Below are 12,071 nucleotides of genomic sequence, written 5' to 3'. Positions count from 1 at the left end.
ACACGTCCGATGCGACCAGTTCCGGATTCGATCTCGGCCAAGGTGATGGCGGCCGCCGAACTGTTCGCCGAACGTGGCCTCGACGGGGCGAAGATGAGCGAGATCTCGGCCGCCACCGGTATTCCGAGGGCGACGTTGTACTATCATTTCGAAGGCAAGGAAGCAGTTTTCTCGCACATGTGCGGCGTCGTTTTCGATGCGTTCGAGGAAGCTATTTCGACCGCGTTGAACGGGCCGGGGAACGCTGCGGAGCGGCTGGACCGAGTCATTTACGCGCAGATCGACATATACGCGACCTATCCGGTCGCGCTTCGGGCGCTCCAGCTTGATCTTGGTCGAGCCACGCGACGTCCCGAACTCATCGAGCGGGCGTCGCGTGCCTACCTGCGGCCCGTGGTGAAGCTGCTGGAGGAGGGCGCGGCAGACGGATCGTTGCGTCCGGTCGCCAGGCCGCGCGCAGTGGCGGCGGCCATCCTCGGGGCGATGACCATCGCAGCGGAGCGGACGTTGCCGATCAACGGAAAGGACGCGGTGTCGGAGCTGCACCGGGAAATGACTTTGTTCGTTCTCCAGGGCATGAGGGCGCCGGCCTGACGGTGTCCTCCGTCCAGGAGCGCCGGTTTGCGCCTACGGTCAAGTGCTTGCCCCTTTCTGCCACGCCGGGGTGGGGTTCCACCATCCGGTTCGCCGCCTGAACGGGTTCAGCTGGAGTGGACGCGCTCGCGGTAGCCGGTCGGCGTCTCCCGGTGTACTGGCCGAACGCGCGGGTGAAGGCGCTCACGCTCTGGAGGCCGACGGCGAGTGCGACGGTGCTGACGTTCTCGTTCTGGCCGTCCTGGGCCAGCAGAGCTATGGCTTTCAGCAGCCGGCTTTCCAAGAGGTACCGGCGCCAGGACATGCCGGCCGCGCATCGGGTCGTTCGACGTCCGGCTGATCGGCCACCGCTTGGCTTACTGGATCATCTCACGGATCACCGGGGCGGCGGTGGCAGCGCACACAGGTCTGGCCGAAATTGGCAGACACTTGGCCGAACCTGCAAGGACGGCCACGGGTCGACTCACCGATGATGAGCCGACAGGACGCGGCCGGGTCCGGTTTGCAAGCAGAGTCCGTCGGCGCAAGTCGGCGGCGCCAACGAACTTCCTCGAGCTGCTGCCGGTTGACAGCATCCTGTTCGAGACCGACTTCCCGCGCACCACCTGCCTGTTCGAGAACATCCAGGAGACCATCACCGCGGGGCTCAGGCAGGTCGAGACCGGAGCGCGCCGGAAGATCCTGTGGGGAGAACGCGGCACGGCTCTACCGGATCGAACAGCCGGCGGCACAGTGGCAGGCAACAGCCGGACGCGAAGCGACGTGACCCTCGCACCTGATCGCCGCCGCCCGCGCCGTCACCGAGGGTTCACCGGAATAGGAAGGACTGGCCATCGCTCAGGACTGGCGGACGTTCAGCTGTGAGCTCGGCATCAAGGTGAAGAAGTGGGAGTGGTGATTACGGAGGGTTTCACGGAGCCCGCTCGGGAGCTTTCCCGGGTGGCCGCCATCGTCGGCGTCGGCGAGTCGGACTACGCCAAGGACTACCGGGCGGGCCGGCAGAAGGAAGCGACGTATGTCGCACCCGACGGTTTGTCTCTTGCCGCGGTGGCCTTCGAGCGGGCGCTGGCGGATTCGGGGTTGGGGCGTGACGACATCGACGGCGTGAACGCCTGCTTCATGTACGGGGGCCCTGCGCCGCGGGAGGTGGCGGAGGCGTTGGGGATCCGGCCGCGGTACGCCGTTGCCAAGGGCAACATCATGGATCATGTCATCCCGCCGGCCGTGGTGGCGCTCGCCGAGGGGAGATGCGACACGATCGCCCTCGTCTACGCCGCCGCGCCGAGGGCGTCCCAACGGGTGTACGGCGGAGCGACCTACGGTGACGAGGGCGCGACGCCGGTCTCGTACTACTACTTCACGCCCTGGGGCTGGAGTTCCCAGGCTGCCCACTGGGCCTTCATCTTCCAGCACTACATGAACACCTTCGGCGCGACCGAGGCAGACCTGGGCAGCGTCGCCATGACGTTGCGGCGCCACGCGGGGCGGAACGAGAACGCGATCATGCGGGCGCGGCTCACGATCGACGACTACCTCACGTCTCGTTACATCGTCCGGCCGTTGCGCCTTTTCGACATCTGTCTTGTGAACAACGGGGCCGTCTGCCTGATCATGCGCAGGACGGGCATGACGACCGACCTCCCGCATGTCCCCGTCGAGGTGGCTGGCTGGGGTCACGCCAGGACTGGCCCGGCGAAGATGCACCAACTGGTGCGCGAGCGCCTTCGCCTCCACTTCGCCGAGGCTGGGCGGCAGGCGTTCGAGATGGCCGGCCTCGCCCGTTCCGACGTGGGTCATTTCCAGGGCTACGACGCATCCAGCATCCACCTCGTGGAGCAGCTTGAGGGCTACGGCTTCGCCGAGGCCGGTACCGGCCTGGAGTTCTGCAAGGACGGCCAGATGGACCTCGGTGGCGCGCTGCCGACGAACACGAGCGGCGGCTTGCTGTCCGAGGCGTACATGCACGGGTGGAACCATGTCGTGGAGGCGGTCCGCCAGCTGCGCCACGAGGCGGGTGGCCGTCAGGTCGACGACGTGACGACGTCGTTGTTCTCGATGGCGACGACCGAGTCCGCGCACCCGCTCCTGTTCACGCGGGGAGGGTGACCGTGCCCGAGCGCAGACCGAACCGGTTTCTCGGGGGTGTCCACGACGAGTTCTGGCAGTTCTGCAGCAGGGGCGAGCTGCGGCTGCAGCGGTGTACTGGCTGTAGCTCCTTCGCTTGGCCCCCGGTCACGCGGTGCGCGCACTGCGGCGGTGACGAGTTGGACTGGCGACGTGTCGCCGGTACCGGCGAGCTCGTGAGCTGGGCCACGTTCGAGCACCGGTACCATTGGGAGATCCCGCTGCCCTGGGACACCATCCTCGTCGAGCTTGACGAAGGCCCGCTCTTCGTCAGCAATCCGGTCGGCTTCACCAGAGACGAGATGACGCCGGCCATGCCCGTCGAGGTCGAGTTCATCGAGTGCGAAGACGACGCCGGCGCCTTCCGCCTCCCGGTCTTCCGCAAGCACGCCCGCTAGTGTGGCTGTGCACGTCGACAACCCGCGGCGCAGCGCCGTCCACGGCCCCGCGGGTCTACCGGCGGCGGGCCCAAGGGGGCAGGGTTGGCGCTCGCACCGGACGCAGTCGCTGGTCGGCGGGGCACCCGACCAGGCGACCGCCGCACGGGACGGTGTCGAGCGTGCGACGGTGCCGATCCGATTCCCGGGGCCCGAGCAGGAGGCCCCGCCGCCAACCCGGCTGTGAGCGCCCGTCCGACCGGCCCCAGGGGCGCGGTGGGTGACCTTGCCGCGTCATGCTGGGAGGTCGTGCGGTCTCGCTCGACGGGCTGGGTGGCTGTGTGCAACCACCGTCCAGTACCGACCGAACCAGAGCGGTCGGTACTGGACGGGCTGGAGCGCGGCCGCGGGGTTCAGCTGGCCAGTTTGGCCAGGTCGGCGATGGAGACGAGGTGGTACTTGTCCGCCGTCGCCTTGGTGACGACGATGGCGTCGCTGTCCTGGGCGGTCGCCTGGTCGAGCTCGATCAGGTTGGCGGGCAGGGCTTTTGCCAGCGCGGCGTACACGTCGGCGGAGCTGGTGGCCGTGGCGGACGCGTCGATGAACTGCAGGAGCGTGCCGGTGTACTCGGCGAACAGGTCGAGCGAGCCGTCCTTGAGCGCCGCGTAGTACTTCTCCCGGCTGCCTATGTTCAGCGTGGTCTTGACTGAGGCGCCCTGCGCCTTGAGCGCCTCCGCGTAGATCTCGGCGAGGATCACGTTCTCCGGGAAGTTGGCGGAACCGATGGTCAGGCTGACGCCCGAGGCCGCGGTGCCGGTGGCGGCAAGACCGTTGTCGGACAGCCACTGCCTGGCCACCGCATCCGGGTCCTGCTTGTCCGTCTGCACCTTGGTGAGCAGCGCCGAGAGCCCGGACGTCGTGAGCTTGGCCTGGATGGCGTTGAGAGTCGTCTTGACGCCGTCCGTCGCCTTGGCCTTGTTGATTACCGGCACGATGTTCTGGGCCGCGAAGTTGCTCTTCGGGTCGGTGAGAATCACGAAGTCGTTGGCCGCGATCGAGGGGTCAGTGGTGAACAGGTCGGCCGCGTCGATCTGCCCGTTCTTCAGAGCCGTCACGGTGACCGGGCCACCGGTGTCGGTAACGGTGAACTTACCAAAGGTGACGCCGTAGTTCTTCTCCAGGCCGGGCACGCCGTCGGCCCGCGTCTTGAACTCCGGCGGACCGCCGAGGATCAACCCGCTCGCGACGCTCTTGCCGCTCGCGGTGGGCGAGTCGCTCGACCCGCAGGCCGCCAGGCCGACGGCGGCGACCGCGGCGACGGCGGCGACGGCCGTGACTGATCTAAGGAATTTCCGCTTCATCTTTTCTCCCTGGTTGCGTCGAGGTACGACTCATTCGGATGTGGTTCCGGAAGAGATCAGGCGTGGGATACTTCCGGCCCTGTCAGGACGGCCGACTGGACTTCCGAGGCCACGGCCGGCCTCCCGCGGGGGAACCGTCCGGTGATTCCTCGCGAGACCGCGTAGCGTTGGATTGTCGCGAAAATGAGATCCGTGGTCAGCGCGAGAGCGGCCACCAGCACGCCTCCGCCGATCATCTGCGGATAGTCCTGCTGCGCGAGGCCGTCGTAGATGAATCGCCCGAGACCGCCGAGAGGAACGTAGGAGGCGATGGTCGCGGTCGCGATCACCTGGAGGGTTGCCGACCGGAGTCCGGAGAAGATGAGAGGGAGGCTGCACGGCAGCTCGACCTGGAAGAGAACCTGTGGACCGGTCATGCCCATGCCGGCCGCGGCGTCGCGCACCGCCGGGGAGACGTTGTCGATCCCGGCGTAGGTGTTCGCCAGGATGGGTGGAACGGCGAGCAGAACCAGGACGATCTCGGTGGGGATCAGGTACCCGGTGTCCGTACGGCCGTGGAAGTGTGGAGCGATGATCACGGTCAGCAGCACCAGCACGCCCACCGTGGGAAGGGCGCGGACCGCGTTGGCCGCCGAGACCAACCAGGTGCCGCGTCCGGTGTGGCCGATGAGCATGCCCAGGGGAAGCGCGATCAGGATGGCGACGGCGAGAGCGATCCCCGTGAACCGGATATGCGCCTCGAGCTGGGTGAGAATGCCGGTGTTCAGATGGCTGTCTTTCCAGTTGTCGCCGTCGGTGAGCCAGTTGAAGACCCTTGTGATGATCATCGGGCAACCCTCCGCCACGGGACGAGTATCCGGTTCAGCAGCAGGACCAGGCCGTCGAGCACGAGGGCGAGCAGAACACACAGCACGATCCCGAGAACGATCGGCGGGTAGTACGGCGTGGGGGTCGAGAGCTGGAAACCGGTCGTGAACAGCTGCCCGAGGTTTGACATTCCGATCGTCCCGGCGACGGCGACGATGCTGACGTTGGCCACCAGAGCCACCCGCACGCCCGCCGTGATGACGGGTACGGCGATGGGGAGCTCCACCTTGAAGAAGCGACCCAGATCCTTGTATCCGATGGCGCTGGCGGCCTGCAGCGTCTCCTCGGGCACCGAGGCGAGCCCGTCGGCCACGACCCGCACCAGCAGGGCCACCGAGTAGACGGTGAGAGCGATCGGCACCTGGATCGGGTCGAGTGAACTCAAGCCGAGAATCGGCGGGATCATGACAAACAACGCGATCGAAGGGATCGTGTAGAGAAGACCGGTGATCGAGATCAGCGGTGGGTAGACGAACCGGTGGCGTCGCGCGAGCCAGCCGAGAGGGAGCGCGATCGCGAGCCCGATCACCACCGGGAGCACCGAGAGCCACGTGTGCGACCACAGCCACCCGAGGTCCTCGTGGCGATGGTCCATAAAATACCCGATGAAGTGCAGCGGGGAAGAGCTGGAGCTTGTGCCGGCCGCGGAGATCACGATGCCATCGCCGTCCGGGCCTCAATGAGATCGAGGACTTCGCGTGCCGTGACGGAGCCGATCAGGCAACCACTGGCGTCGACGACGACGCCGCGCCCGGACGGCGACGAGAGGCAGGCGTCGAGCGCCGCCCGCAGGGTTCCTCCCTGGGTGGCGAGGGTGCCTCCGCGGTAGAGCATCTCCTCGGTCACCGTCTCTTCGCCGGCGCGCAGGTGTTCGAGATTCAGCCAGCCGTGCGGCGTGCCCGCGGCGTCGACCACGAGGATCCAGGTGCCGTCGTCGGAGCCCGAGGGCACGGGGCCGCCCAGCGCGACGGTCTGCTCGGCGTGGGTAGAGAGCGTTCCGGCGCTGGTAAAGGCGAGCGCGCGATAGCCGCGGTCCCGCCCCACGAATCCCGCCACAAAGGCATCGACGGGTCGACTCAACAGCTCTTGCGGGGGAGCGAGCTGCGCGAGCCGCCCGCCGACCCTCAGCACCGCGACCTGGTCGCCCAGTTTGATCGCTTCGTCGATGTCGTGGGTGACGAACACGATGGTCTTGCCGAGGTCTCCCTGCAGTCGGAGGAACTCGTCCTGCAACTGCTCGCGCACGACGGGGTCGACCGCGGAGAACGGCTCGTCCATGAGCATCACCGGTGGATCGGCGGCGAGGGCTCGGGCCACCCCGACACGTTGCTGCTGGCCGCCCGACAGCTGCGCGGGGTACCGCTTGGCGAAGTGGGCCGGTAGCCCTACCCGTTCGAGGAGCTCGACAGCACGGGTTCGCGCCTGCTTCTTGTTGTGCCCGAGCAGCAACGGGACAGCGGCGACGTTGTCGACGATCGTGCGATGCGGAAAGAGCCCGGCGTGCTGGATGACGTAGCCGATCCGGCGGCGCAGCTCGTGGGTGGCCATACCAGCCGTGTCGACATCGTCTATCCAGATCGAGCCGGAGGTCGGCTCGATCATCCGGTTGATCATTCGCAGGCTGGTGGTCTTCCCGCAGCCGGACGGTCCGACGAGCACTGTGATCTGCCCAGACGGCGCTACCAGGTTCAGCTCGTCGACGGCGACGGTTCCATCGGGGTAGTGCTTCGACACTGTGTCAAATCTGATCATGTCCCTGTGTCCTGTTCCGCCGTCGGTGGGGGATTGGGCGTTCCGAGCTGGGCACTCAGTAGCCGCGCTTCCTGGGCAACGATTCGCCCGTAGTCGTGCATCGTGTTGTCGTCGATGCGGTAGCTCGGGCCGAGGACGCTGAAGGCCCCTGCGACCCCTCCCGGATGCCGGACGGGTGCCGCGATGGCGGTCACGTCGGGCTCGAGGCGGTCGCGCTCGGCGACGTAGCCCGACGGCGGGACGTCGTCCATCAGAGCGCGCCCCACCGCGAGCCCGGCCATCGGCACCGTTCGGCCGATCCAGCTCGTGTGCCGCACAGAGTGGGTGCCCTCCACCATCGCGACGTAGATGGCGCTGTCGCGGGCCGCGCGCATCGAAAGGTAGGCCGACTCGCCCGTGGCGGCCACGATGCGGTGCAGCGCAGGCGTGGCGATCCTCACCAAGGTGTTGCGCCCGATGGCGGTCGCACCCAGTTGGATCAGTCGCGGGCCGGCTCCGAAACTTCCCTCGCCGTTGCGCGACACGAACCCGGCACGTTCGAGCGTGCGCAGGAGCCGCAGTGCCGTGCTGGCCGGTAGGTGGGCCCGTCGGGCGCACTCGGACAAGGAGAGTGACTCCTGTTCGCACACCTCGGAGAGCAGGAGCAAGGCGCGATCCACCGTGCGAGTCGAAGTGCTGCCGGTGGCGATGGCGAACTCCTCCTCGGCGTCGAGTGGCATGCAGCCTCACGCCCTCCCGTCCGAAGCCCTGGCTGCTTCCATCTGGTGGAAGTAGCCTGCCATTGGACGATAAGATGCCATGTAGGGCCTCTGGGTCCAAGAGGGTCGCCAGACAGTTTTCGCGAATGAAACAGAACGATCTGTCGCCGCGGCGGCTCAGGAGCAACGCCATGATCGAGATTGACGGCAGCAGTCTCCGGATCGACGACATCGTCGCGGTCGCGCGGCGGCTCACGCCGGTGCGCGTGGGAGAGGAGGCGCGCGAACGTGTTCGGCGATCCCAGGCGTTTGCGAACGCCGCCTCGTCCGAGAGGCCGATCTACGGGCGTACGACCGGGGTCGGAGCCAACCGCGTCCAAACGGTCTCGGACCCCGAGGCCGGGGCCCGGAGTCTGATCCTCAGCCACGCCACGTCGGGCGGTTCGCTGCGCTCCGCCGAGCGGGTCCGGGCGATGCTGGTCGTGCGGTTGAACCAGTTGGCCGCGGACGGCAACGGTGCGTCACCGGATCTCCTCGATGCCCTGGCCGACCTGCTCCAGCTGGATGCGCTTCCACCGGTACGAGAGCTGGGAAGCATTGGTACGGGTGATCTCTCGGCGCTCGCCGTCACCGCCCTGGCCATCAGCGGGCAGGTAATGACGACAAATCCGATCCGCCGCCCGGTCGTCGTCGGCAGCGGGGACGCCGTCCCGTTCCTGTCCAGTAGCGCGGCCACTCTCGCCGATGCCGCGCTCGCGTGTGCCGACCTGCTTGCGCTGGCCGAGGCGGCTCACGTCGTCGCGGCACTGACCTTCGTCGGCGTGACCGGGAACATCGAGGCGTTCGCTCCCGCCGTAGAGGTGGCCACGCCTTTCCCTGGCGCGCGGCATGTCTGTGTCCGCATGCGTGAGCTCGTTGCCGGCACCCCGGCTGGGGCGCGGATCCAGGACCCGTTCGGTTTGCGCAGCCTGCCCCAGGTGCACGGCGTCTTCCTTGACAGCCTTGCCACGCTCTCGGACGTGGTGACACGGATGGTGAACACCGGCTCGGAGAACCCGATCGTCTCGGCCGCCCATGGCATCGCCCACCACGGCGGCTTCCACGCCTCCTACCTCGGTCAAGCACTGGACGCTGTCGTCCTGGCGGCGTCCCAGTCGGCGCACCTCTCGCTCACCCGGCTCACCATGCTGGCCGAGCCGGCCTACACCGGCCTCGCGCCGTTCCTCGGCGAGGGCACCCCGGCGGCGTCGGGGATCATGATTGCGGAGTACGTGGTCGCCTCGGCGCTGGCGGAGATGCGGGCCCTCGCCAGCCCGGCCAGCCTGCAGTCGGTCACACTGTCCCGCGGGGTGGAGGAGGACGCGAGCTTCGCCTCCCTGGCTGCCTCCCAGGCTGCCCAGACAGCGATCCGGCTGCGCACTGTGCTTGCGGGAGAGCTGGTCGCGGCGGTCCGGTGCCTCCGGCTCCAGGCCCGGTCGGCTGCCGCCGAGGCCGCGCTGCCGACGGGACTGCACGCCGCATGGTCGGCGGTGGCGGACCTCCCCCGCGGCGCCGAGGACCGCGATCTCACCGTCGACCTCGAGATGGCCGAACGGCTCCTCAGCTTCCTATAGGGCCAAAGGGTATGCGAAAATGATCTTTCTTCGCATACCCGGCCGGGGTTCCTGCCGGATCGCCGAACGGGGTCCCTGCCAGATCGGCGACAGGGTCCCCGCCGGATCGACGCAGTCGATCTGGGAGGTCAGCGATCTGGGAGGTCGTGATCTGGGAGGTCTGCTGGTAGGTCCGGTTGTCCCCAGGATCACTGGTGGGACCGACCGGGAAGAGCGAGGGCGCGGGCGATAGGGACGCCGGGGCGGTAGGCCAGGTGCAGATAGCTGGGGGCGTCCAGCACCGTAAGATCGGCCGTGTAGCCGGGAGCAAGGACTCCGATATCGTTGCGCCTCAGGGCTTGTGCCCCACCTACTGTGGCCGCGGACAGGGCCTCGGCCGGGGTCATGGACATCTCCCGGACGGCCAGCGCGATCATCAGCGGCATCGACGACGTGTAGCAGCTGCCGGGGTTGCAGTCGGTGGCCAGCGCCACGGTCACGCCGGCTGCCAGCAGCCGCCGGGCGTCGGGGTAGGGGGAACGGGTGGAGAACTCGACGCCAGGCAGCAGCGTCGCCACTGTGGACCCGCCGGCCAGCGCGTCGACGTCGGCGTCGGTCAGATGCGTGCAATGGTCGACGCTCGCGCATCCCAGCTCGACAGCCAGTTGCACCCCGGGCCCGGCTGAGAGCTGGTTGCCGTGGACCCGGAGGCCGAGTCCGGTCCTCCGGCCCGCCAGCAGGATCGCGCGTGCCTCGTCGCCATCGAACGCGGTTGGGCTGGCCGGCTCGCAGAAGACGTCGATCCACCGGGCGTAGGGGGCGCAGGCGGTGAGCATCTCCCCGCACACCAGCCTCACGTAGTCCGCTCGATCGGTCCCTGGGGGCACGACGTGCGCCCCCAGGAACGTGGTCTCGGGGGTGACCTCCCGCGCCAGCCGCAGCGCCCGGACCTCGTCCGCGATGGTGAGGCCGTAACCGCTCTTGACCTCCACCGTCGTGGTTCCCTGCGTGTGCATCTCCGTCATCCGCGTGGCGAGCAAGGTCCGCAACTGCTCGTCGGTCGCCCTACGGGTGGCCGCCACCGTGGTGGCTATGCCGCCGCCGCTGTAGCGGGCTCCGGCCATCCGGGCGGCGAACTCGGCGGACCGGTCGCCGGCGAACACGAGATGCGCATGGGAGTCCACGAAGCCGGGGATCACCGCGCGCCCACCGAGATCCACGCGACGGTCCGCCGCCGGCGCCTCCGCCTCGCGACCCACCCAGCGGACCCGGCCGTCCGAAACCACGACGGCGGCGTCCGTCAGGATGCCAAGGGTGGATCTGTCACCGACCGAAGGGTCGTTGGTGACCAGCTCGCCGATTCCGCCGACGAGGGTGCTGCTCATCGTTCCTGCTCCCACACAGCTGAAATCGCCTCTCCGAGTAGCCGGCCGACGTCGCCGAGGACATGCTGTCCGCCCGTCACCACGGTCCGGCCGTCCACCACGACGGTGTCGACGTCCGCGGCGGTCGCGGCCATCAGGACCCGCTCGGCCGCCACCCCCGCGGTACGCGGCGTGTCGAGCCGCACGGCCACGAGATCGGCCCGGCCACCCACCTCGAGCCGGCCGGCATCCCAGCCGATCGCCGCGTGGTCGGTGAGGAAGCCCAGGAGCTGGTCATGTCCGAAGCGGCCGCGCCGCAACGAGGTCAGTCGCTCGTGCTCCTCCACCCCGCGGATCTCTCCGAAGAGGTCGATGGAGGCGTTCTGGTCGCTGCCGACACTCAGCGGCGCACCCGCGTCGCGCAGCGCCCCGCCCGGCCCAATGCCGTCGGCGAGGTCGCGCTCGGTACCAGGGCACAGGCAGACCGTGGTCCCGGAGCGGCCCAGGAGGCCGACGTCGCCGGAGGTCAGGTGGGTGGCGTGGACCGCCGTGGTGGTGTGCCCGAGCGCGCCGGCCTCCGCGAGCAGAGCGGTCGGGGTGCATCCGTAGAACCCGGCGCAGGCCTCGTTCTCGGCGGGCTGCTCGGACAGGTGGACGTGCAGCGGCCGCCCCCGCGCCTGCGAGACCACGGTGGGGAGCGCCTCCCGAGGTACTGCCCGCACCGAGTGCGCCGCCACCCCCACCCGCATCCGCTCCGACGGGCGGAGCAGGTCGACCCGCTCCGCCCAGGCGTCGACGGTGCCGTCACCGAACCGCAGTTGCGGTCCCGAAAGCGGCGTGTGGCCGTCGCTTCCAAGACCGCCCGCGAGGTAGCAGGTGTCGACGAGGGTGAGCCGGATGCCGGCGTCGGTGGCGGCCTGGCGCAGGGCCTCCGCCATCGCGTTCGGGTCGGCGTAGGGGGTGCCGCCGCAGGCGTGATGCAGGTAGTGGAACTCGCCGACCGACGTGATTCCCGCCAGCGCCATCTCGGCGTAGGTCGCGCGGGCGAGGGTCAGGTAGCTGTCCGGGTCCAGGCGCCCGGCGACGGTGTACATCGCGTGCCGCCAGCTCCAGAAGTCGCCGGGGCCGTCGTGGGTCCGCCCCCGCAGAGCGCGGTGAAAGGCGTGGCTGTGGCCGTTGGCGAAGCCGGGCAGCACGACGCCGGGCAGTCGGACGGCGTCGCCCGGCTCGGTGCCGGGTCGAATGCTGGTGAACCGGCCGTCAGCGGCCTCGAAAGTGACGTTCCGCGCCGGGCCGGTGGCCAGCACGGCGTCGGCGGCGAACCACCTCATCCCGCGCGCCT

The 12,071-nt window shown here is 68.8% G+C and carries 13 protein-coding genes; 5 read left to right on the top strand and 8 right to left on the bottom strand.

The window, feature by feature from the left end:
• Positions 1 to 9 precede the first annotated feature (9 nt).
• The gene (locus QOZ89_RS09610; RefSeq protein WP_071051247.1) at positions 10 to 594 is read left to right on the top strand and encodes a TetR/AcrR family transcriptional regulator; all 585 of its coding nucleotides are present in this window, start codon (positions 10 to 12) and stop codon (positions 592 to 594) included.
• On the opposite strand, the gene QOZ89_RS09605 is transcribed toward QOZ89_RS09610, so the two are convergent.
• Positions 515 to 898, bottom strand: a complete 384-nt coding sequence (locus tag QOZ89_RS09605; protein WP_241842023.1) for a helix-turn-helix domain-containing protein — start codon at positions 896 to 898, stop codon at positions 515 to 517. The two genes, QOZ89_RS09610 and QOZ89_RS09605, sit on opposite strands and share 80 nt — an antisense overlap.
• Positions 899 to 945: 47 nt before the next feature.
• On the opposite strand from QOZ89_RS09605, the gene QOZ89_RS09600 reads away from it, so the two are divergent.
• Genes QOZ89_RS09600 through QOZ89_RS09590 form a run of 3 tightly spaced genes read left to right on the top strand, consistent with a single transcriptional unit; the run spans position 946 to position 3,116 of the window.
• Positions 946 to 1,458, top strand: a complete 513-nt coding sequence (locus QOZ89_RS09600; protein WP_312623569.1) for a hypothetical protein — start codon at positions 946 to 948, stop codon at positions 1,456 to 1,458.
• Positions 1,459 to 1,479: 21 nt separating this feature from the next.
• Entirely contained in the window at positions 1,480 to 2,700 is a 1,221-nt protein-coding gene (locus QOZ89_RS09595; protein ID WP_131804113.1) for a thiolase family protein, read from the top strand.
• A 2-nt stretch (positions 2,701 to 2,702) separates the two neighbouring features.
• Positions 2,703 to 3,116, top strand: coding sequence for a Zn-ribbon domain-containing OB-fold protein (locus QOZ89_RS09590; RefSeq protein ID WP_312623567.1), 414 nt, complete (start codon positions 2,703 to 2,705; stop codon positions 3,114 to 3,116).
• A 392-nt stretch (positions 3,117 to 3,508) separates the two neighbouring features.
• Here QOZ89_RS09590 and QOZ89_RS09585 read toward each other — a convergent pair whose 3' ends face one another.
• The 5 genes from QOZ89_RS09585 to QOZ89_RS09565 are packed head-to-tail and all read right to left on the bottom strand — an operon-like array spanning position 3,509 to position 7,794.
• The gene (locus QOZ89_RS09585; protein WP_071051244.1) at positions 3,509 to 4,456 is read right to left on the bottom strand and encodes a glycine betaine ABC transporter substrate-binding protein; all 948 of its coding nucleotides are present in this window, start codon (positions 4,454 to 4,456) and stop codon (positions 3,509 to 3,511) included.
• A gap of 56 nt (positions 4,457 to 4,512) precedes the next feature.
• Entirely contained in the window at positions 4,513 to 5,283 is a 771-nt protein-coding gene (locus tag QOZ89_RS09580) for an ABC transporter permease (protein WP_071051243.1), read from the bottom strand.
• Positions 5,280 to 5,978, bottom strand: a complete 699-nt coding sequence (locus tag QOZ89_RS09575) for an ABC transporter permease (RefSeq protein WP_241842021.1) — start codon at positions 5,976 to 5,978, stop codon at positions 5,280 to 5,282. The genes QOZ89_RS09580 and QOZ89_RS09575 overlap by 4 nt, the downstream gene beginning before the upstream one ends.
• Positions 5,975 to 7,075: an ABC transporter ATP-binding protein gene (locus tag QOZ89_RS09570; RefSeq protein WP_071051242.1), complete on the bottom strand. Its 1,101-nt coding sequence runs from the start codon at positions 7,073 to 7,075 to the stop codon at positions 5,975 to 5,977. The genes QOZ89_RS09575 and QOZ89_RS09570 overlap by 4 nt, the downstream gene beginning before the upstream one ends.
• On the bottom strand, positions 7,072 to 7,794 hold the full coding sequence (locus QOZ89_RS09565; protein WP_071051241.1) for an IclR family transcriptional regulator: 723 nt from the start codon (positions 7,792 to 7,794) through the stop codon (positions 7,072 to 7,074). Before QOZ89_RS09565 ends, QOZ89_RS09570 begins: the two co-directional genes overlap by 4 nt.
• 170 nt (positions 7,795 to 7,964) lie before the next feature.
• Here QOZ89_RS09565 and QOZ89_RS09560 point away from each other — a divergent pair, with 170 nt between their 5' ends.
• Entirely contained in the window at positions 7,965 to 9,386 is a 1,422-nt protein-coding gene (locus QOZ89_RS09560) for an aromatic amino acid lyase (protein ID WP_071051240.1), read from the top strand.
• Positions 9,387 to 9,574: 188 nt separating this feature from the next.
• On the opposite strand, the gene hutI is transcribed toward QOZ89_RS09560, so the two are convergent.
• Together hutI and QOZ89_RS09550 are read right to left on the bottom strand one after the other, a co-directional pair.
• Complete coding sequence (gene hutI, locus QOZ89_RS09555) at positions 9,575 to 10,750, bottom strand: imidazolonepropionase (RefSeq protein WP_071051239.1); 1,176 nt, start codon at positions 10,748 to 10,750, stop codon at positions 9,575 to 9,577.
• Entirely contained in the window at positions 10,747 to 12,060 is a 1,314-nt protein-coding gene (locus QOZ89_RS09550; RefSeq protein WP_071051238.1) for a formimidoylglutamate deiminase, read from the bottom strand. The genes hutI and QOZ89_RS09550 overlap by 4 nt, the downstream gene beginning before the upstream one ends.
• Positions 12,061 to 12,071: the final 11 nt, after the last annotated feature.

The sequence above is a fragment of the Pseudofrankia coriaricola genome, from assembly GCF_032027725.1.
In the GTDB taxonomy this organism is placed as follows: domain Bacteria; phylum Actinomycetota; class Actinomycetes; order Frankiales; family Frankiaceae; genus Pseudofrankia.
Note: the sequence above shows the minus strand (reverse complement) of the source record. Positions and strands in the feature narration are given on the sequence as shown.